Here is a 19,954-nt window from a genome sequence, read left to right on the forward strand (position 1 = left end):
GACTGAAAGGGACAACGTGAGTACTGAAATCCAACTCATTACCGACGGAGACGGCGTCGCAGTTTTTGGTGACCCGCGCGAGGTTGAGAACTTCCTCACTTCGAACGGGATCGCCTCGAAGGAGCTCGACATGGGCCGGTTCCTCGGAAACGCGTTCAGGACGGCTGCCGGTGCAACCCAGGTAGGTTCGGAGCTTGCGGCAAATTCAGGGCGCTGGGTCAAACTGACCGAAGAGTCAGCGAAAGCGCTCAAACTAGGCAGGGCCATGAAGGGTTCATCAGACGGTCTCAGCAGGGCCATCGCCACCACCAAAGGCGGCAAGATCACGAAGATCTTGGAATTTTCGAAACCGGGCTCCGCCGGCATGTTCCTGACTAGTCCGTTAGCGCTAGCTGGAGCCGCATCAATCATGTCCCAGATGGCCATGCAACAGTCCATTGATGAGATCACAGAGCATTTAAAGGTCATTGATGAGAAGGTTGATGAAATCCTACGGGCTCACAAGGATGCCGCACTCGCCGAGATGATCGGAATCGGACTAGTGATCGACGATGCGATGCTGAAGCGAGAGCACGTTGGCCGCGTCTCCGAGGTCACCTGGTCCAACCTGCACGGAGCCAGTCAGACGATTGCAGCAACCCAGTCCTACGCCCTGCGCCAGCTCGACGCCGTGGCGGAGAAGCTGGAGAAGAAAAGTAAAGTCGCCGACCTAGCTAAAGTTTCAGCTCGCGCCGAAACGGAGGTCGAAGAATGGCTGGCGGTCTTGGCACGCTGTTTCCAATTGCAGGACAGCCTTAACGTTTTGGAACTGGACCGTGTCATGGATTCTGACCCCCGCGATTTAGACCGCCACCGGGAGGCAATACGCGCCGCGCGTGGGCGCCGGCGTGATCTCATCTCTGCGACAACTCAACGGCTTTTGGAGAGAATCGAAGCAGTTGCTGGTGTTGCAAACAGCAAAGTTCTTACTCACCCGCAAAGAGCTAAAGCGATCGTAGCGTCAGGCAACGAGGTCAGTACGGAGGTCGTTGCCTTCAACGAGCTGCTCGGCGTCCAGCAAGAACGGGCTGAGCTCGAGGCGAGAAAGTGGACTCAAGCAGTTGGTGATGTGCGGAGCAAAGCCGTCCAAGCGGTCGGAACCGGTGCAAGCGCAGCCGCCCGTTTTGGCACGGAAACTATCACGCAAGTCTCAGAGCGGCTTCCACGATCTGAGAAAACGGACAAGGAAAACAAACCCAAACGTCAAAAACAGAAGTAGGCCGACAGAAGCGGTCACGATCACATCCCGCTTAATCAACCAGCTCGGTGCCGAATCGTCCCGAACCCCACAACGACGAAACCGGCCTCTAGAACCAGAGTGCCGGTGCGAATAGAAGTCGGAGACGCATTCGGGAAGCTTCTGCCACACGTTTGCAAGCTCGGGGACATTCAAGGGGTTGGCACCCGCATAGTAGATCCGAACAGCTGGGTCAGCGACCGTCGGAACCAGTGCAAGCGCAGTCGCCCATTTTGGAACGGAGACTATCACTTAAAAACGGCCAAGAGAGGCAAACCCAAACGACAAAAACCGGCCTCCATGCGCGGAGACCGGTTTTCGCGTTTACGCTATTGCGTGGAGCATAGGAGAATCGAACTCCTGACATCCTGCTTGCAAAGCAGGTGCTCTACCAACTGAGCTAATGCCCCTTTTCGTTCCTGTGGGCCTAGCAAGAATCGAACTTGCGACCTCATCGTTATCAGCGATGCGCTCTAACCGACTGAGCTATAGGCCCTGGGAACGAGTTAGAACATTACCCAACCGGTATCGCGAACGACAAATCGCCTGCTTATCGACGCTCTTGCCACCGTTTCCCCGTAACTTTTGGCGCCACGCTGGGTTGAGCGTCGATAAGCGAGCTAGCGGTTAGTCAGTGTGACCGTGATTCCGCCGGTGAGGTTGGCGATCGCGTTGTAGATCACCGCCGCCAGCGGCGCGAGCACCGCGGCGACCACGACGCCGACTAGCCCGAACAGGGCGGCGGTGGAGAGCGCGAGCGCCGCATCCACGACGGGCTCGCCGCCGACGCCCGCGATCAGCGAGTTCACCGATTCGACCACTCCCGTTTGAGCGAGGAAGAAGTAGACCAGCGCCGCGCCGATCATCCAGGCGACGAACCCCGCCAGCGCCATCAGCGAGACGACCCGGAACGCGGAGGCCGGATTGATGTGGGACACGGTCAGTTTTCGTGCGGCCATGGATTACTCCTCATCCTCGTAATCGTGGGTCGGGCCGACCGGGTCCGTCTCCACGCTGTTGACGTTGACCGGGGAGGCGCTCGAGGTCACTTCCTGGGCCTCGGCGAGGGTCTTCTCGCCCTTCGCCACGGCGGTCGCTTCCTCCTCGCCCTCGTCCTCGACGTTCTTGTCGATCGCCAGCAGCTCCACGTCCTCGGCCAGGTCCACGAGGCGCACGCCCATGGTGGCGCGCGAGCTCGGGCGGATCTGCGCGACCTCGGTGCGGATCACACCGCCGGCGGACGTGATGGCGAAGATCTGGTCTTCCTCCTCCACGGCCAGGGCGCCGATGAGTTTGCCGCGCTTCGGGGTGTACTTGAACGTCATCACGCCCAGGCCGCCGCGGCCCTGGGTGGCGTACTCACCAATCGCGGTGCGCTTGCCGTAGCCGCCGGAGGTGGCCACGAGCAGGAAGTCGTTGTCGTGCACGACCGTCATGGCCAGCAGCTGGTCGTCGCCGCGGAAGCGCATTCCCTTGACACCGGCGGTGGCGCGGCCCATCGGGCGCAGCTGCTCGTCGTCGGCGGTGAAGCGGATCGCCTGTCCCTGCTCGGAGACGAGCAGGACGTCGTCGTCGTCGCTGGCCAGCACAGCTCCGATGAGCTGGTCGCCCTCGTTGAGGTTGATCGCAATCAGCCCGGCGGAGCGCGCGGACTCGTAGTCGGTCAGGCGCGACTTCTTCACGCGGCCTTCGCGGGTGGCCAGGACCAGGTAGGGAGCGTCCTCGTAGGACTGGATCTGGATCACCTGGGCGATGCGCTCCTCCGGCTGGAACTCCAGCAGGTTAGCCACGTGCTGGCCGCGCGCGGTACGCCCCGCCTCCGGCAGCTCGTAGGCCTTAAGCCGGTAGACACGGCCGAAGTTGGTGAAGAACAGGATCCAGTCATGCGTGGAGCAGATGAAGAAGTTCTTCACCACGTCGTCCTGCTTCAGCTCGGCGCCGCGCACGCCCTTACCGCCGCGCTTCTGCGCCTTGTACGCGTCGACCTTGGTGCGCTTGGCGTAGCCGGTGGAGGTAATGGTGACCACGACGTTCTCGCGGGCGATCAGGTCTTCCTCGGAGACGTCACCGGTGGCGGCGATGAGCCGGGTGCGGCGGTCGTCGCCGTAGCGCTCGACAATCTCGGCGAGCTCGTCGGCCACGATGGCGCGCTGGCGCTCCGGGCTGGCCAGGATGTCCTTGAGGTCGGCGATCTGAAGCTCGATCTCGGCGAGGTCGTCGACGATCTTCTGGCGCTCGAGCGCTGCGAGTCGGCGCAGCTGCATGGAGAGGATTTCGTTGGCCTGGATCTCGTCGACGTCGAGAAGCTCCATCAGGCCCGTGCGCGCCTCGTCGACCGTCGGTGAGCGGCGAATCAGCGCGATGACCTCGTCGAGCATATCGAGGGCCTTGACCAGGCCGCGCAGAATGTGGGCGCGCTTTTCGGCCTCGTCGAGGCGGTACTGGGTGCGCCGGACGATGACCTCGATCTGGTGCTTGACGTAGTAGCGCAGCATCTGGTCAAGCCGCAGGGTGCGCGGCACGCCATCGACGATGGAGAGCATGTTCGCCGAGAAGTTCGTCTCCAGCTGCGAGTGCTTGTACAGGTTGTTGAGCACCACGCGCGGCACGGCGTCGCGCTTCAGCGAGACGACGATGCGCATGCCCACGCGGTCGGAGGACTCGTCGTCGATACGCGAGGCGCCCGGCAGCTTGCCGTTGGCGATGTGGTCGGCGATGTTCGCGATGAAGTTATCGGGGTTGACCTGGTAGGGCAGTTCCGTGATCACGATGACCTGGCGCGAGCCGATCTCCTCGATCTCGGTGACTCCGCGCATGCGGATCGAGCCGCGGCCGGTGGTGTAGGCGTCCTTGATGCCGGTGTCGCCGACGATCAGGCCGGAGGTGGGGAAATCGGGGCCCTTGACGCGCTCCATCACGGCCTCGAGGGTGGTTTTCTCGTCCGCGTTGTGGTTGTCCAGGATCCAGTAGATGGCCTCGGCTAGCTCGCGCAGGTTGTGCGGCGGGATGTTTGTGGCCATGCCGACGGCGATGCCGCCGGAGCCGTTCATCAGCAGGTTAGGCACGCGCGAGGGCAGGATGTCCGGCTCTTTGGTCTTGCCGTCGTAGTTCGGCGAGAAGTTGACCGTGTTTTCGCGGATGTCGCGCACCATCTCCATCGCCAACGGGGTCAGCTTGCACTCCGTGTAGCGCATTGCGGCGGGGCCGTCGTTGCCCGGGGAGCCGAAGTTGCCCTGGCCGTCAACAAGCGGGTAGCGCATGGACCAGGGCTGGGCCATGCGCACCAGGGTGTCGTAGATCGCGGAGTCACCGTGCGGGTGCAGGTTAGCCATCGTCTCACCCACCGGCTTGGCCGACTTCACGTAGGAGCGCTCGGGGCGGTAACCGCTGTCGAACATGGTGTACAGAACTCGCCTGTGCACCGGCTTGAGACCGTCGCGCACGTCGGGCAGGGCGCGCCCGACGATGACGCTCATGGCGTAGTCGATGTAGCTGGTCTGCATCTCATCATTGATGTCAATGGGTTGGATGTGGTCGTAGCCGTCACCAGTGAGGGTGTCGTCGCTCAAAGGCTTACCTTTCTATTTGGTTACTCGGGGCATTCTACCGCGTTGTGCGGGCTTTCGGCGCCGGCGTGCGGTATCAAAGTGGTATGGCTATGACACTTAGACTCACCACAGACGAGGATCACGCGCTGGTTCTCCTCGCCTCCGCGTGGGGTTGCTCGAAGCAGGAGGCGGCGCGGCGGTCGGTGGTCACCGCCGCTGCGCGCTTGCTTGACGACGCCCACGTCACCGCCCTCGCACGCACCCATTCGGCGGCCTACGCCGCGACCGAGGCGCGAATCCGGCAGGCACGCGGCGATGAGACCTCTTAACCCGGAGCAGCTCCTCGCCATTGCCGACGAGTACTGCGTGGTGGCGGGCATGCGCGTGCGGTCGTTTTCTGCCCTGTGCGCTGCGGCCGCGGTACCGGGCGCGCGGGTGCACGGGGTGCCGGTTTTTGATTCGGCACCCGCCGCCGCAGAGGCCCTTCGCGCCACGATCTCGCGCTTGCACCCCCTGACCGGGTCTAACGACGGCTTCGCCGAGGTTGCCCACCGGGTCTACTTGGACTGGGTGGAACAACACTAAGGAGTGGCGCTGGCGCCGCCGCGTTACGCATGTTAATTTTGTTACTGTTGTGGCTGCAGTTGCTTGTGTGATTTCCGCTGGGCGCTGTGGCGGAAGAGCTGCAACCTGCGCGTGCGCCGCCTGCTTCCGACGGGATCATTGAGCGGCGCACGCGCTCCCTTTGCTGTGTTGTGCAGCGCATTCATCGTCGTACGGCGGTTATCTGTGGTCTACCTTATGATTGGCTTAGACATAACCCGTGTCAAAGAGAGCCCCATGAAAGTTCGCAACGTCGTTGCCCCCGAGCCCTCTTCCGACGTGGAGATCCCCGCTTTCGTCACCGACTTCGCCGCCGGCATCTCTCCGGTGTCCCGCGAGGAGACCGAGCAGTCCCTGAAGATCGCCGCCGGCTCCGTCGTCTACGGCGGAAAGGGCATCTCCGCGGCCCTCGCCATCTACAACATCGTCACCTCGAGCGCGCCCGTCGCCGGGGTAAGCTCCCTGATCCGCCTGGCTGCCTAGCCCGCCCACCAAACCCCGTTGCCACCGCAGGTTCGCGCAATCCGTCTATGCTCGATGAAATGAGCGACCTGACAAAACTCCTCGACGACACCACCCGACCGACCGTGGTCAACGACCTCGCCGACTTGGCCAACCGCACAATCGAATCCCAGTCTGGCCTGACCGGGATAGCGATTAAGTCCGCTGTTGCGGGCATCAAGAAGGCGAACGCCGATGCGATCTCCAAGGGCGTCGACCGCGCCCTGCCCTCCATCATCGAATCGCTCACCCCCTACTGGAACGACTACACCCCAGAGAACTCAGCCGGGTTTGGCAACTACCTCGCCTCGCGCGAAGAGGAGATCACCCGCGACGTTCTCTCTCTCGGCGACCGCTTCGCCCAGCAGGGCCCCGCGGCGGCGCAGAAGGTGTACTCCAGCCTGCGCGGCAAGGCCGGCAAGATCATCGCTCCCGCTCTGCCCGAGTTCGGCGATATCATCGAGCGCCACGCCAAGTAGCGCTTAGGCGAAGTTCTCCTCGTAGAACCGGATGAACCGCCGGCCCACGATCTCGGGCTCGCGCGCCCAGCGATTGTGCCCGAGGTCGCCCTGAAGCTCCTCGACCTTGGGGTGAGCCGTCGGGATGTGCTCGGCCAACGCCTCGGCAGACGCAATGGTGCAGTCCTCGTCGTTATTGAACCGGGTGTAGAGCACCGGCGCGGTGACATTGAGCAGCGCGCTCGTGTAGTCGTTACCGTCGATGTGGTCGACCAAGTTGGTGCGCGACAGCCTCGCCCACTCCCCCACGTGCTTGCCCGACTGACGCCCGTAGCCGGCGATGTCGAGCCGACCGTCCGGCCAGTACCCCAACACGCGCGACACCGCGGCCATGAACCCCGCGCCAATAAAGAGGCGGCGCTTGGTCGCCGGGTTGAAGGTTTTGAAGTACGGGCTGCCCGTGCCCACGCCCATCAGACCTAAAACGTTGAGCTCCTGTGCCACACTATTGGCGAAGAACAGGGTTCCAATCTGCCCACCCATCGAGTGGGTCAAGAAAATCACCGGGTGGTCGTGGGGCAGGCCGAGGCTGTCTTTTGCCGCCGTGATTGTCAGCGGGTAATCCTCCGTCGCCATGGTGTGGTAGCTCCACGATTGGCTCCGGCTCGCAACCGCAGTGCTTGTTCCCTGCCCGCGAAGCTCACCGACAGCAGCGGGAAAACCCCTCTCCGCCAGCCACTCCGCGATGGGGCGGTAGTAACGCGCGCCCATTCCGAACCCTGGCCAGATAACCACGAGAGGCTTTCCGCTGTTCGGCGCCGGGTACAGCGCAACGGTGCTCGTCGAGTTGTCAGGAAGGGTGATATCTACGTTGTTTGCCATGGCAAAAGTGTAGACAACGCTGCCCTGTCTGCGCCGATCGGCCAGCAGGATCCACACCCGCGTGACGACTCTTAGACATCGAGGAAGCGCACGTCTTTCGCCTTGCGGGTGATAAACGACCGGCGCGCGGCGACGTCGTCGCCCATGAGAATGGAAAACAGCTCGTCGGCGTGCTGCGCGTCCTCGACGTCGACACGCCGCAGGATGCGGTGCTCCGGGTCGAGCGTGGTTTCCCACAGCTCGCTCGGGTTCATCTCGCCCAGGCCCTTGTAGCGCTGGATGCCGTCATCGGTGTTGATCTTGCGGCCGGCCTCGCGGCCCTCGGCAAGCTGCGCGTCGCGCTCGCGGTCGGAGAACGCGTACCCGGGCTCGCCCTTCGCCCACTTCAGCTTGTACAACGGCGGGTTAGCCAGGTAGACGTGGCCCTGCTCGATGAGCTCGGGCATGAAGCGGAACAGCAGCGTTAGCAGCAGGGTGGCGATGTGCTGGCCGTCAACGTCGGCGTCGGCCATGAGCACGATCTTGTGGTAGCGCAGGCGCGAGATGTCGAACTCGTCGTGGATGCCGGTGCCGAGCGCGGTGATGATGGCCTGGACCTCGGCGTTTTTCAGCACGCGGTCCATGCGGGCCTTTTCCACGTTGAGGATCTTGCCGCGCAGCGGCAGGATTGCCTGGTACATCGAGTCGCGGCCCTGCTTCGCGGAACCGCCTGCGGAGTCGCCCTCCACGATGAACAGCTCAGAAGCCTTCGGATCCTTCGAGCGGCAGTCGGCGAGCTTGCCGGGCAGCCCGCCCATGTCGCCGGCGGACTTGCGGCGCACGAGGTCGCGAGCCTTGCGGGCGGCCTGGCGCGCCTGGGAAGACGACACGGCCTTGTTGATGATCACCTTCGCCTCGGCCGGGTTCGCGTCGAACCAGTCGGAGAGGTGCTCGTTGACGGCGCGCTGCACGAAGCCCTTGATCTCGGTGTTGCCGAGCTTGGTCTTGGTCTGGCCCTCAAACTGCGGGTCGCCGACGCGCACGGACACGATCGCGGCCAACCCCTCGCGGCAGTCCTCGCCGGTCAGGTTCGGTTCCTTCTCGCGCAGCAGCTTGTGCTCGCGGGCGTAGCGGTTCATGATCGAGGTCAGCGCGGCGCGGAAGCCCTCCTCGTGCGTGCCGCCCTCGTGGGTGTTAATCGTGTTGGCGAAGGTGTGGACGGACTCCTTGAAGCCGTTGTTCCACTGCATCGCCACCTCCGCCTCGTGGTCAGTGCCCTTGGCCTCGAACCCGATCACGGAGGGGTGGATCGGGGTCTTCGACTTGTTGAGGTAGTCGACGTAGTCCATCAACCCGTTCGGGTAGTGGTAGGTGACCTTCTTCTCGCGCTTCTTCTGCACGGCCGGGGCGACCTCGTCGCTGCCGGATTCCTCGACAACGGTGTCGTCAAAAGAATCGCCGTCGACAAGCGCTGCGGTGTCGCCTTCCTCGACGATCGCCTCAAGCTCAAGCTCTTCCTCGGTAACACGCTCGTCCTTTAGCGTGATCGTCAGGCCCTTGTTCAGAAACGCCATTTCCTGCAGGCGACGCGAGATGGTGTCGTAATCGAACTCGACGGTCTCGAAAATCTCAGCGTCAGGCCAGAAGCGAATGGTGGTGCCGGTGCCACGGGCGTTGCCGCCCTCCTCGAGCTCGTCGGGGACTGCACCGTTGAAGTTTTGGTACCAGTGCTTGCCGTCGCGCTTGATGTCGGCCTCGACGCGGGTGGACAGCGCGTTGACCACGGAGATGCCGACGCCGTGCAGGCCGCCGGAGACGGCGTAGGACTCGGAGTCGAACTTGCCGCCGGCGTGGAGCTGGGTCATGACGACCTGGACGGTGGGCGCACCGGAGGGGTGCATCTCCACCGGAATGCCGCGGCCGTTGTCGATGACCTGGATGCCGCCGTCGGCAAGCAAGGTGGCGTCGACGCGGTCAGCGTAACCTGCCATGGCCTCGTCGACGGAGTTGTCCACCACTTCCCAAACAAGGTGGTGGAGGCCGCGTGCGCCGGTGGAGCCGATGTACATTCCGGGGCGCTTGCGTACAGCTTCAAGCCCCTCGAGAATGGTGATCGATGACGCATCATAGTGCGGTTCGTTGGTAGCCACGATGTGGGAGTCTCCTGTCGCGCTAAGGGGGTTTTAACCCGTCCAATCCTACACCCTGTAGGGGTAATTGCCCGCACCAGCCAATCCTGCGAGAGGGCGTTTCACGCGCGAATTTCGGGGTGCGCCCCTTTTACCCGTACGTGTCGCGCGGCCCGCGGCCCTTGACGTGCAGCGGTCCCTTGCGCCAACTTTTGGTCTTCGGCGGGTAGACGTGCAGCTTCGTAATCACCCCGGGCCCGATCTTGTCCGCAATCGCAGACAGCACCGTGGCCTGCATGTACTTCAGCTCCGTCGCCCAGGCCGTCTGGTCGCAGCTGATGAACACCTCGCCATCTTTGATCATTTGTACTTCGGTGTGCTGGGCGATCTTCTCGCCGACGAGGCCCGCCCAGTTGCCCATCACCCAGCCGAACGCCATCTTCTCCGTCCAGGCGCGCTTTTTGATCTCCGTGCGAACCAGCGAGCCGAACCCCTTGACCGGTACACCGCGCGGCAGCGCCCGGCCGTCCGGCCCGGTGGGCCTTCCCGGTCCTGACCAGGTTTTCCGCTCGGCGTCGTCCAGTTTCAGGCCCGGCACGCGTATGGACGCCCCCTCCACGCCGTCACTCAACGACACCGCGCGCGCCCGCCGCGGAACCTCCGACCGACCCTGGCGCCGCAGGTCAGGAACACTGCCGCCCCGCTGCCGAGCCGTGGCGCGCAGGGTTTCAAAGGTGGAGCTCACGAGGTCAGCCATTGCTGGCCTCCAGTGTTGAGACCCCGTCATTCATGGTGACAAGGTAGCGGGCCGACACCGCGTCGGCGAGGTTGCCGGGCAAATCGTCACCCACCGCCGCAGTGATCAACACCTGCTCGGCGCTTTGCGCCACGGCGACGAGGCGCTGGCGGCGAAGCGCATCCAGCTCGGCGAACACGTCGTCGAGGATAAGCACGGGGTGCGAGCCCTCGGAGGCGAGCAGCGCGTACTCGGCCAGGTGCAGCGAAAGCGCGTAGGACCAGGTCTCGCCGTGGCTGGCGTAACCCTTGGCCGGGGTGTCCCCGAGCATGAGCACCATGTCGTCGCGGTGCGGGCCAACAAGCGTGGTGGCGCGCTCGATTTCCTCCCTGCGCCGCCGCGCGAGTTCGGTGAGCATCGCGGCCTCGATAACACCCGGCTCGCGGCTGGGCTCGCCGGAAAGAGCGCGCACCGCGTCGTCGACGGTAGAGGAATAGGACACGGATGCGGGGCGCGATTCGGGCGCGACCGCCGCGTAGGACTCGGCGATGTGCGGGGTGAGGACGTCGAGAAGCTCAAGCCTGCCCGCGGTGACTTCCGCGCCGAGCCGCGCGAGCTGGAGATCCCACACGTCCAGGGTGGCCAGGGCGCTCGCGCCGGTGTCGTCGCTGTAGCCGCGGCGCAGCTCGTGAGAGGAGCTGCGCAGCAAGGCGTTGCGCTGTCGCAGCACCTTGTCGTAATCTGCCTTCGCCCCGCCGAGGCGCGGGGCGCGCGATGCCGCGAGCTCGTCGAGGAACCGGCGCCGCTCCGCAGGCTCGCCCGCTACCAGCTTGAGGTCTTCGGGCGAAAACATCACGGTGCGCAACACACCGAGCACCTCTCGCGCCGATTTCAGCCTGGTGCGGTTGATTTGGGCCTGGTTGGCTCCGTTGACCTTGATCAACAGATGGGTTGTCAGCTCCCGGTCGTCGTTGACGGTGGTGACGGACACGCGGGCATCCCCGCACCCGGAGCGGATTAGCGGGGCGTCCGTTGACACCCGATGGCTGCCGAGCGTGCTGGTGTAGTGCAGCGCCTCGACGATATTCGTTTTGCCGTGGCCGTTGCGCCCAGAAAACACCGTCGCCCCCGGCTCAAGGGTGAGGGTGAGTTCAGGCCAGGAGCGAAAGTCGCGCAGGTCGAGATCGCGTACGTACACGGGCCTAACCCGGCAGGCGCACGGGCATCAGCAGGTAGGTGAAGTCCGTCGACGGGGTCGGAAACGTACCGTCGGCCTCTGCCTCCGGAAGCTCCTCGGGCTCCGGGATCATGATCGCCGGGCGCGAGGCCTCGGTAAATCCGAAGACGACCCGGTTGGTGCCGATCACGGCCAGGCCGTCCTTGAGGTAGCCGGAGTTAAATGCGATGAGCAGCTCCTCGGCGCCGGAGAACGCGGCGTCGACAGTTTCGCTCGCCTCGCCCGAGTCCGCGCCGGAGGCATGCAGGGTGACCTCGCCGTGGCGGAAGTGCATGCGCACCTGCGCGTTGCGGTCCGCGACTAGGCTGACGCGGCGGATCGCCTCGACGAGCGGGGCGATTTCAACGCTCGCCATCGACGTGTGGGTCTTCGGCAGCAGCGGCTGGATGTTCGGGAAGTCAGCATCGAGCATGCGGGTTGTGGTTTCCCGGTTGCCGGAGTGCAGGCCGAAAAGGCCATCGCCTCCGACGTTGCCAGCGGCGCCGACCGCGATCTCGACGGGTTCTTCAACGTGGGTGTCCAAGGTGCGGGCGTTGTCCAACAGGGTTTTCGCCGGAACCAGCAGCTTCGCTTCAACATCGTCGGAGGCGGGCTCCCACTGGAGGCGTCGAATAGCGAGGCGGAAGCGGTCGGTCGCCGTGAGCTGCACGGCGTTGCCCGTGATTTCCATGTGCACGCCGGTGAGCATGGGCAGGGTGTCGTCGCGTCCGGCCGCCGAGGCCACCTGGGTGACCGCCCCGACAAATGCCGACGGGGAGATCCGGCCTGTGACCTCGGGAAGCGTCGGCAGCTGCGGGTAGTCGTCGAGAGGCATCAGCGGTAGCTCGAAGCGGGCGGAGCCGCCCTGGAGCAGCATCTTCGAGCCGTCGGTGGAGACCTCCATCGGCTTGGCCGGCATGTTGGCGACAATGTCAGCCATGAGCTTGCCCGCGACAGCCACGCGTCCGGGCTGGGACACCTCGGCGCCGATGCGGACGCGGGAGGAAACTTCGTAGTCGAATCCGGCGAATTCCAATCCTGAATCGTCGGTGGTGATCACCACGGCGCGCAGCACCGGCTGCGTGTTCTTCGTCGGCAAGCTGCGCGCGACCCAGGCCACGGCGTCGGAGAGATCTTCCTTGTGGACGCGAAATGACACATTCGTGCTGGCGTTGCCAGCGGTGGCGTCCATCGAATTGTCATCCATGGCAGCACTCCTTAGCGCGTTGGCCCCCGAATTACATATAACTTCGCTCTACCTTAGGCGGGCACCCATTCTTTGTCATTAAAACCCTGGTCTTAGAAACTCCGTCCTCGGTGCGCTGTCCACATCCCCATTTCTCCCTAGTAATTACAAAAGGAAATGTTTGGTAGTAGCAGTAAGTTCTGTGCACTCTGTGGATTGGGGCCCGTCCGCGCCGGTCGTGGCGGGAAAACGGGTTGTGCCAATCGCTGTGGAGAAGATGTGGACAACAAGCGGTCCTTGTGGATAACCTTTAGGGCGGGCAAAGCATCCACACGTTTGCACCCGTTGCACACTGGGATTTCACACGTTTTCGGGGGTTATCCACATGGCCTAATTTCTGGTGACATGGCTCACGTGTGTCCAATAACACGAAGTTACATCGGTGAAATTACACAGCTGTGAGAAAGTCTGTGGACAAACCCCGGCTCACGTTCTTAGCGCGTGCGCGCCTGGTTCTTGATCATTTGGGTCAGCACCTGGATCTCGTCGTACGTGCCGCGGTTTTCAGTCATTTCCTTGCGAATCTTGCGGTCGGCGTACATCACGGTCGTGTGGTCCTTGCCGCCGAACTCGTCGCCAATCTTGGGCAGGGACAGATCGGTCAGCTCCCGGCAGAGGTACATCGCGAGCTGGCGCGCGTGCGCGACCTGCCTGGTCTTGCCGGCGCCGGTGAGCTGGTCCAGCGTTATATCAAAGTACTCAGCGGCTGCGTCTTTGATCGCCGCCGCGCTGATTGTCACTTCGCCGCCGTTGGGCAGCAGGTCGCGCAGCGCGACCTGGGCGACCTCGAGCGTAATTGGCTCGTTGATCAGCGAGGAGTAGGCGGAAACCCTGATCAGGGCGCCTTCGAGCTCGCGGATGGAGGACTCGAATTGCGAGGCGATGAGCTCGAGCACGGCGTGGTCGACGTGGGTGCCGTCGGCGGCGGCCTTCTTCAGCAAAATTGCAATTCGGGTCTCTAGATCCGGCGGCTGCACGTCGGTGATCAGCCCGCCCTCGAAGCGGGTGCGCAGCCTGTCCTCAAGCGTGGTCAGCTGCCGCGGCGGGCGATCGGACGACAAAATGATCTGCTTGTTCTGCTGGTGCAGGGCATTAAACGTGTGGAAAAACTCCTCCTGCGTTCCTTCCTTGCCCTCCAAAAACTGGATGTCGTCGACCATCAGGATGTCCAGGTTCCGGTAGCGGCGCTTAAACGATTCCTGGCGGTCGTCGCGCACCGAGTTGATGTAGTCGTTGGTGAATTCCTCCGACGACACGTAGCTGATACGCAGGTTCGGTTGCAGCAGCTTGGCGTAGTTTCCCGCGGCGTGCAACAGGTGCGTCTTGCCCAGCCCGGATCCGCCCCAGATGAACAGCGGGTTGTAGGCGCGCGCGGGGTTTTCCGCGACCGCGACCGCGGCGCCGTTGGCAAACCGGTTCGACGAGCCGATGACGAAGTTTTCGAAGGTGTACTTCGGGTTCAGGCTCGCCTCGCGGTCCGGGTTGTGCGCGGGCGTTTCTCGCGGGAGTCGCTGCGGCACCGTGGGGTGAGCGCTTGCTTGTCGACGCCCCCCTGACGCGCCCTTGCCCTCCGCCTGCTGCTGGGAGTGCAGACGCGCTAGCTCGTCGAGGCCCATGGGGATTTGCTCCCCGACCGCCGCCTGGGTGGAGTCCTCGGTAAACGCGGGTGGCCGGCTCGAGGTTGAAAACCAGTCCGGCACGGACGTCTGCTCCGGCTTGTCATCGAGCGGGCGGGGCTGCTCGCTGGGGACCTCCGCGGGCGCGGGCTGCTGGATGGACACGGCCAGGGTGCACGTCGTGTTGAGCTTTCGGGACAACAGCGCGGTGATGTGGGTGCCCAAGGAGTTTTCTATCACGGCTTTCGCGGTGGGGTGCGGTGCGGCGAGGATGACGTAGCCGTCGACATGCATGACGGGCGTGACCAGTTGCAAGTAGGCGCGTTGCTGGTGCGTGAGCGTGGGAACGTTCGAGTTGGGGCGCTCGGAGAGTGTGAGTAGCTCCGAGACGATGTCGCTCCAGAGCGCTGCGAGTTGCTGGTCTGCCACAGTTGCCTTTGGTTCCTTGTTGCCGATGTCGTGTTGCGCCTGTGGAGCGTGCCGGCGGAGTCTTCCACACCCCCGGAACGCCTGTGGGGCGCCCACTACCTTGTGTTCCACAACTTTATCCACACCTGTGGATAGTTCCCCAACCGGGTTCTATCCACAGGTGTGGAGCGGAGCTGTGGATAGAATGCGAGCATAAAATATGCCCTTTCACATGGGGTTTAATACTCCCAAAGCGAAAAGTCTCAACTGGTTGTTAAGACTTATCCACAGTCGCTATGTGTATAGCTGTGAGTTTGCTTGTCTAGGGAACCATTGTTACCCCGTCGACGCGCTGCGTGTCCAAACTTTCGCGAACCCTGTTTCTGTGGATAACGCTAATTAGACACATGTCGATAACGCTCTGCCAGCTGTCCCGCAGGATGCGTCGGCGATTCGCACCGTGAACTGCGCAAAAACACAGTTGTGTTATTTCGGGGGCACCCGTTAAACGCCCGCGAAACCGCGCCGCGCGGCGATTTGTACCTACCCCGAAAAGTCACGTAGTCTGGCATGGTCTGTCACATTGGTTTCACACCGATGTGCTTGAGAGCACCACCCGAGCAGTGCACCGGGCCACCACGAGAATCGTGGTGAGTCAGCGCGGGTGGGGCACGCGATAACGACTCCGCCTTTTAACGCGGAGCCACTGCCGCATCTCAGCTACACCATTCTCGCCGGGACGGCCTCTGCCCCGGGAGGTTGTGCAGTCCCGGCACCGGGGAAGCGCCGCCGCTGGCCGTCGCACCTAACTCAAGGAGTTTTCCGTGTCTAAGCGGACTTTCCAGCCGAATAACCGCCGCCGCGCTCGTAAGCACGGCTTCCGCGCCCGCATGCGCACCCGCGCCGGCCGCGCCATCGTTTCCGCGCGCCGCCGCAAGGGCCGCTCCAACCTCACGGCGTAACAGCGCCCCGCACACCACCACGCCCGTGCTCCCGAAAGCGCACAAGCTGCCATCGCCGGCGCAGTTTCGCCGCACGATGGCAGCGCGCACCCGAGCAGGCTCGCGCACCCTGGTGGTGCACGTCGCAGCCCGAACCGAACTCGCCTTCTCCGGCGGGCCCCGGTTCGGGCTGATCGTGTCTAAGGCGGTAGGCAACGCTGTCACCCGCCACAGTGTCTCGCGTAAGTTGCGGCACGTGGTTGCGGCGGGCGTCGATACGCTCGCGCGCGATACCGACGTTGTCGTGCGCGCCCTGCCGCCCGCGGCGGCCGCGTCGAGCGCCGAGCTGGCCCGCGACTACGAGCAGGCGCTGGCGGCCGCGCTAAAGAAGCTTCGCGCCAAGGGGAAGTAAGTGGCCTACTACAACTTCCTCGGCGGGGAGATTCCCCAGGCCCCGTCCGCGCCGGCCAAAGCGCTGGTGAAAGTGGTGCGCCTTTACCAAAAATACGTCTCGCCCCTTAAGATGGGGGGAACCTGCCGCTTCGTGCCTGTGTGCAGCGCTTACGCGCTGGAAGCAGTTTCCCGCCACGGGGCAGTGAAGGGAAGCCTGATGGCTGGCGCCCGCGTGTGCAAGTGCGGGCCGTGGCACCCAGGTGGATATGACCCCGTGCCGGGCAGCGTCGAGCCGGCCGAACCCGCGACAAGCTAGGAGTTACGTCCTCAAGTGCTGAATTTCGTTTACTGGCCAATCTCAGCGGTGCTGTGGTTCTGGCACAAAATCTTCGGTTTTATCTTTTCGCCTGACTCCGGCATCGCCTGGATCCTGTCGATCATCTTCCTCACCTTCACCATCCGCGTGCTGCTGGTCAAGCCGATGGTCAACCAGATGCGCTCCATGCGTCGCATGCAAGAAATGCAGCCCAAGCTGCAGGAACTGCGCGCCAAGTATAAAGGCGACCAGCAGAAGATGGCGCAGGAGACCCAGAAGCTCTACAAGGAGATGGGCACCAACCCGCTGGCCTCCTGCATCGTCCCGCTCGTGCAGATGCCGGTGTTCATCGGCCTGTTCCACGTGCTGCGCTCCTTTAACCGAACGGGCACCGGCCCCGGCCAGCTCGGGATGAGCGTCGAGCAAAACCGCAACACGGCGAACTATATCTTTTCCCCGGAAGACGTCCGCTCTTTCCTCGACGCCGACTTCTTCGGTGTGCCGCTCTCGGCGTACATGTCTATGCCGGCCGACGCGTTCTCGGCGTTCACGGGCTTGGACTTCACCCGCCTCGACATCATCATGGTCTGTATGCCGCTGGTGATCATCTCGGCAGTGTTTACGCACCTCAACGCCCGGCTGTCCATTGAGCGCCAGAACGAGCGCCGGCTGTCCGGCAAGGTCGCCGCCCCCGTGGGTGAGCAGGCGGAGATGATGCAGCAGCAGATGCAGATCATGAACAAAATGATGCTCTGGGTCTTCCCGATCATGATCTTGGCCTCCGGCTTCCTCTGGCACGTGGGCCTTCTGTTCTACATGCTGGCCAACAACGTGTGGACCTTCTTCCAGACCCGCATCGTGTTCGACAAAATGGATAAGGAGGAGGCGATCGAGGAGCAGGCCAAGCGCGACGCCAAGCGCGCCTCCGCTCCCCAGGTTGCCGCCCGCAAGGTGGACAAGCGCACCAAGAAGCAGCGCAAGAACGAAAGCTAGATCGCCTCTTACTAAACCGCCGCCCGTTGGGACGGCGGTTTAGTGCATGTCGGGGCCGTTTACTAGAGTCGGTAACATGTCGCAGCCCAACCCAGATCCCACCGCGCAGGCCGTTTTCGGCGATCGCCTCCCGATTGCGAAGGCCTACCACGAGTCGCTGGCCACCGTCGCCGCCGCGCGCGGCTTCATCGGGCCGAAGGAGGTCGACCGCCTGTGGTCGCGCCACCTGCTCAACTGCGCGGTGATCTCGGAGGCGTTCGATGAGGGCCTGGACGTCGCCGACATCGGCTCCGGCGCGGGCCTGCCCGGCATCCCGCTCGCGATCGCCCGCCCGGACCTCAGCGTCACGCTCATTGAGCCGCTGCTAAAGCGCTCGACCTACCTTACCGAGGTCGTCGACGAGCTCGGCCTGAGCAACGTCACCGTGGTGCGCGGCCGCGCGGAGGAGCAGAGCAGCTCGCTTTTCGATGTCGTCACCTCGCGCGCCGTCGCTCCCTTGGGCAAGCTGGCTGGCTGGTCGCTTCCCCTGGTCAAACCGGGTGGGGCGATGATCGCGATGAAGGGCGAATCTGTGGCGGAAGAGCTCGAGCGCGACGCCGAGGAGATCCGGCGCGCCAAGGGCGGCAAGGCCGAGATTTTCACGGTTGGCGATGGTTTGCTCGAGCAACCCACAACGCTGATCAGGATCCCGCGCACGCGCTAGAGTTGGCAGGGATATGAACCGGGAAGGCGCGGCCATGATCGAAGATCACAACGACGACCAGCAGTGGGATGACACTCCCATCGCGGCGGCGGCGCGTCGCGCTGCCCAGGTGGTGTCGGGCCGCACCACCCTGTTGCGCCCCGAGCAGCCGCGCGTGTTCACCGTGGCCAACCAGAAGGGCGGCGTGGGCAAAACCACGACCTCGGTGAACCTCGCCGCAGCGCTCGCGCGCCAGGGCCTAAAAGTGCTCGTGATCGACCTCGACCCCCAGGGCAACGCGTCGACCGCGCTGGGCGTGGAGCACCGTGCCGGAACGACCTCGACCTACGAGCTGCTCATCGGCGAGGCCCAGGCGGACGAGGCAATGGCACCTTCGCCCGGCAACGACAACCTGTTCTGCATCCCGGCCACCATCGACCTGGCTGGCGCGGAGATTGAGCTGGTCAGCCTGGTGCGCCGTGAGTACCGCCTGCGCGACGCGATCCGTCGCGGGTTCATTCAGGACAACGGGTTCGACTACGTCTTCATCGACTGCCCGCCGTCCCTTGGCCTGCTCACCATCAACGCGATGACCGCTGTTGATGAGGTTCTCATCCCCATCCAGTGCGAGTACTACGCGCTTGAGGGCGTGGGCCAGCTTCTGGGCAACATCGGGATGATCCGCGAACACCTGAACAACAACCTGCACATTTCCGCGATCCTGCTCACCATGTTCGACGCCCGCACGCGGCTGTCCGAGGAGGTCGCCGGCGAGGTGCGTTCCCAGTTCGGCGAAGTAGTACTACGCAACGTCATCCCGCGCTCCGTGAAGGTGTCCGAGGCGCCGGGGTACGGGCAGACAGTGATCGACTACGACCCGGGTTCCCGCGGGGCTCTCGCCTACTTCGACGCGGCGCGCGAGCTGGCTACCCGCGGGGACTTCCAGCCGCACCCCACCACCGGCCCCATTGGCGTGAGCCCCGAGGTGGCGGCACAGTTCGACAAGGCCCAAAATACCGGACAGGATGGAGACTAAGCACATGGCACAGGAACGCAAGGGCGGGCTGGGTCGCGGTCTCGCCGCGCTGATCCCATCTAGCACCGAATCCGCCGATAAGACGGGCAAGACCGGCCGGCTTGGCGACGGCGCCGCCGACGTCATCCTGGGCGGCATCCCGGGCGCCCCGACGGTCGTGCCCCAGGCCGAGCGGCCGAAGCAGCCCATCGGCATGGGGGCGCGCTACCAGGAAATTCCTGTCGGTGAGATCTTCCCTAACCCGAAGCAGCCGCGCCAGGTCTTCGATGAAGACGAGCTCGCCGAGCTGGTGCACTCGATCAAGGAGTTCGGGCTGCTGCAGCCCATCGTCGTCCGCGAAAGCGATCAGGGCTACGAGCTGATCATGGGCGAGCGCCGCTGGCGGGCGTCGTCAAAGGCGGGTCTGAAGCACATCCCCGCGATCGTGCGCGAAACGAACGACGCCGACATGCTTCGCGACGCGCTCTTGGAAAACATCCACCGCGTTCAGCTCAACCCGCTGGAGGAAGCGGCCGCCTACCAGCAGCTTCTGCAGGAGTTCGGGGTGACGCAGGAGCAACTGGCCGATCGCCTCGGACGCTCCCGGCCGCGCATCACCAACTCTATTCGCCTCCTGAACCTTCCCGTCACGGTGCAGCGCCGCGTCGCCGCCGGCGTGCTCAGCGCCGGGCACGCGCGCGCGTTGCTTGGTGTCAAGGCCGGCGCGGAGCAGCAGGAGAAGCTCGCCGACCGGGTCGTGGCCGAGGGCTTGAGCGTGCGCGCGACGGAGGAAGCCGTGACCCTGTTGAATAGGCACGGAGCCGCGGAAGACAAACCCAAGCGCGAGCCCGCCCCCCAGCCGGAATTCCTTTCCCACGCGGCCGAGCGGCTTGCCGACGAATGGGACACCAAAGTCTCCGTGACCATGGGCAAGCGCAAGGGCAAGATCGTCGTCGAGTTCGGCGACCGCGACGACCTGGAGCGCATCCTGTCGCTCATCCGGGACCGCTAGCGGG

Annotated in this window: 20 protein-coding genes and 2 tRNA genes; 12 read left to right on the forward strand and 10 right to left on the reverse strand. The window is 63.9% G+C overall.

Annotated elements, in window-relative coordinates; translation table 11 throughout:
• Positions 1 to 16 precede the first annotated feature (16 nt).
• Positions 17 to 1,258, forward strand: a complete 1,242-nt coding sequence (locus E3227_RS03970; RefSeq protein WP_211346247.1) for a hypothetical protein — start codon at positions 17 to 19, stop codon at positions 1,256 to 1,258.
• Positions 1,259 to 1,613: 355 nt separating this feature from the next.
• On the opposite strand, the gene E3227_RS03975 is transcribed toward E3227_RS03970, so the two are convergent.
• The 4 genes from E3227_RS03975 to gyrA all read right to left on the reverse strand — a co-directional run bounded on the left by E3227_RS03975 (position 1,614) and on the right by gyrA (position 4,845).
• Positions 1,614 to 1,686 (reverse strand) — tRNA-Ala (locus E3227_RS03975).
• Positions 1,687 to 1,698: 12 nt separating this feature from the next.
• A tRNA-Ile gene (locus E3227_RS03980) sits at positions 1,699 to 1,772 on the reverse strand.
• Between the two features lie 124 nt (positions 1,773 to 1,896).
• Positions 1,897 to 2,235, reverse strand: a complete 339-nt coding sequence (locus E3227_RS03985) for a DUF3566 domain-containing protein (RefSeq protein ID WP_144317618.1) — start codon at positions 2,233 to 2,235, stop codon at positions 1,897 to 1,899.
• 3 nt (positions 2,236 to 2,238) lie between these two features.
• Entirely contained in the window at positions 2,239 to 4,845 is a 2,607-nt protein-coding gene (gene gyrA, locus E3227_RS03990) for a DNA gyrase subunit A (RefSeq protein ID WP_144317619.1), read from the reverse strand.
• 89 nt (positions 4,846 to 4,934) lie between these two features.
• Between gyrA and E3227_RS03995 the strand changes: the two genes are divergently transcribed.
• The 4 genes from E3227_RS03995 to E3227_RS04010 all read left to right on the forward strand — a co-directional run bounded on the left by E3227_RS03995 (position 4,935) and on the right by E3227_RS04010 (position 6,407).
• Positions 4,935 to 5,153, forward strand: a complete 219-nt coding sequence (locus E3227_RS03995; protein ID WP_375542979.1) for a CopG family transcriptional regulator — start codon at positions 4,935 to 4,937, stop codon at positions 5,151 to 5,153.
• Positions 5,140 to 5,409, forward strand: coding sequence for a TetR family transcriptional regulator (locus E3227_RS04000; RefSeq protein WP_144317621.1), 270 nt, complete (start codon positions 5,140 to 5,142; stop codon positions 5,407 to 5,409). Before E3227_RS03995 ends, E3227_RS04000 begins: the two co-directional genes overlap by 14 nt.
• A 255-nt stretch (positions 5,410 to 5,664) precedes the next feature.
• Complete coding sequence (locus E3227_RS04005; protein ID WP_144317622.1) at positions 5,665 to 5,910, forward strand: hypothetical protein; 246 nt, start codon at positions 5,665 to 5,667, stop codon at positions 5,908 to 5,910.
• Between the two features lie 59 nt (positions 5,911 to 5,969).
• Positions 5,970 to 6,407: a DUF6918 family protein gene (locus tag E3227_RS04010; RefSeq protein WP_246062740.1), complete on the forward strand. Its 438-nt coding sequence runs from the start codon at positions 5,970 to 5,972 to the stop codon at positions 6,405 to 6,407.
• Positions 6,408 to 6,410: 3 nt separating this feature from the next.
• Here E3227_RS04010 and E3227_RS04015 read toward each other — a convergent pair whose 3' ends face one another.
• The 6 genes from E3227_RS04015 to dnaA all read right to left on the reverse strand — a co-directional run bounded on the left by E3227_RS04015 (position 6,411) and on the right by dnaA (position 14,619).
• Positions 6,411 to 7,268, reverse strand: a complete 858-nt coding sequence (locus E3227_RS04015) for an alpha/beta fold hydrolase (RefSeq protein WP_144317624.1) — start codon at positions 7,266 to 7,268, stop codon at positions 6,411 to 6,413.
• 71 nt (positions 7,269 to 7,339) lie between these two features.
• Positions 7,340 to 9,397, reverse strand: coding sequence for a DNA topoisomerase (ATP-hydrolyzing) subunit B (gene gyrB, locus E3227_RS04020; protein WP_144317625.1), 2,058 nt, complete (start codon positions 9,395 to 9,397; stop codon positions 7,340 to 7,342).
• A gap of 130 nt (positions 9,398 to 9,527) precedes the next feature.
• Positions 9,528 to 10,133: a DciA family protein gene (locus E3227_RS04025; RefSeq protein ID WP_144317626.1), complete on the reverse strand. Its 606-nt coding sequence runs from the start codon at positions 10,131 to 10,133 to the stop codon at positions 9,528 to 9,530.
• Positions 10,126 to 11,310 (reverse strand): DNA replication/repair protein RecF, encoded by a 1,185-nt coding sequence (recF, locus tag E3227_RS04030; RefSeq protein ID WP_144317627.1) that lies wholly within the window; start codon positions 11,308 to 11,310, stop codon positions 10,126 to 10,128. Before recF ends, E3227_RS04025 begins: the two co-directional genes overlap by 8 nt.
• Before the next feature lie 4 nt (positions 11,311 to 11,314).
• Positions 11,315 to 12,520 (reverse strand): DNA polymerase III subunit beta, encoded by a 1,206-nt coding sequence (gene dnaN, locus E3227_RS04035; RefSeq protein ID WP_170228691.1) that lies wholly within the window; start codon positions 12,518 to 12,520, stop codon positions 11,315 to 11,317.
• A gap of 488 nt (positions 12,521 to 13,008) precedes the next feature.
• Positions 13,009 to 14,619 carry a chromosomal replication initiator protein DnaA gene (gene dnaA, locus E3227_RS04040; protein WP_144317629.1) on the reverse strand — a complete coding sequence of 537 codons (1,611 nt, stop codon included), beginning with the start codon at positions 14,617 to 14,619 and terminating at the stop codon, positions 13,009 to 13,011.
• A gap of 803 nt (positions 14,620 to 15,422) precedes the next feature.
• On the opposite strand from dnaA, the gene rpmH reads away from it, so the two are divergent.
• The 7 genes from rpmH (at position 15,423) to E3227_RS04075 (ending at position 19,950) form a co-directional block, all read left to right on the forward strand.
• Positions 15,423 to 15,560 (forward strand): 50S ribosomal protein L34, encoded by a 138-nt coding sequence (rpmH, locus tag E3227_RS04045; protein ID WP_136652515.1) that lies wholly within the window; start codon positions 15,423 to 15,425, stop codon positions 15,558 to 15,560.
• Positions 15,561 to 15,585: 25 nt separating this feature from the next.
• The gene (rnpA, locus tag E3227_RS04050; protein ID WP_144317630.1) at positions 15,586 to 15,951 is read left to right on the forward strand and encodes a ribonuclease P protein component; all 366 of its coding nucleotides are present in this window, start codon (positions 15,586 to 15,588) and stop codon (positions 15,949 to 15,951) included.
• Positions 15,952 to 16,248, forward strand: coding sequence for a membrane protein insertion efficiency factor YidD (yidD, locus tag E3227_RS04055; protein ID WP_211346248.1), 297 nt, complete (start codon positions 15,952 to 15,954; stop codon positions 16,246 to 16,248).
• A 15-nt stretch (positions 16,249 to 16,263) separates the two neighbouring features.
• Entirely contained in the window at positions 16,264 to 17,241 is a 978-nt protein-coding gene (yidC, locus tag E3227_RS04060; RefSeq protein WP_144317631.1) for a membrane protein insertase YidC, read from the forward strand.
• Positions 17,242 to 17,317: 76 nt separating this feature from the next.
• A complete protein-coding gene (gene rsmG, locus E3227_RS04065) occupies positions 17,318 to 17,944 on the forward strand; it encodes a 16S rRNA (guanine(527)-N(7))-methyltransferase RsmG (RefSeq protein ID WP_144317632.1) in 627 nt (208 codons plus the stop codon).
• 34 nt (positions 17,945 to 17,978) lie between these two features.
• The gene (locus E3227_RS04070) at positions 17,979 to 18,959 is read left to right on the forward strand and encodes a ParA family protein (protein ID WP_144317633.1); all 981 of its coding nucleotides are present in this window, start codon (positions 17,979 to 17,981) and stop codon (positions 18,957 to 18,959) included.
• Positions 18,960 to 18,963: 4 nt separating this feature from the next.
• Complete coding sequence (locus E3227_RS04075) at positions 18,964 to 19,950, forward strand: ParB/RepB/Spo0J family partition protein (protein WP_136652520.1); 987 nt, start codon at positions 18,964 to 18,966, stop codon at positions 19,948 to 19,950.
• Positions 19,951 to 19,954: the final 4 nt, after the last annotated feature.

It is taken from the genome of Corynebacterium sanguinis (assembly GCF_007641235.1).
Taxonomy (GTDB): domain Bacteria; phylum Actinomycetota; class Actinomycetes; order Mycobacteriales; family Mycobacteriaceae; genus Corynebacterium; species Corynebacterium sanguinis.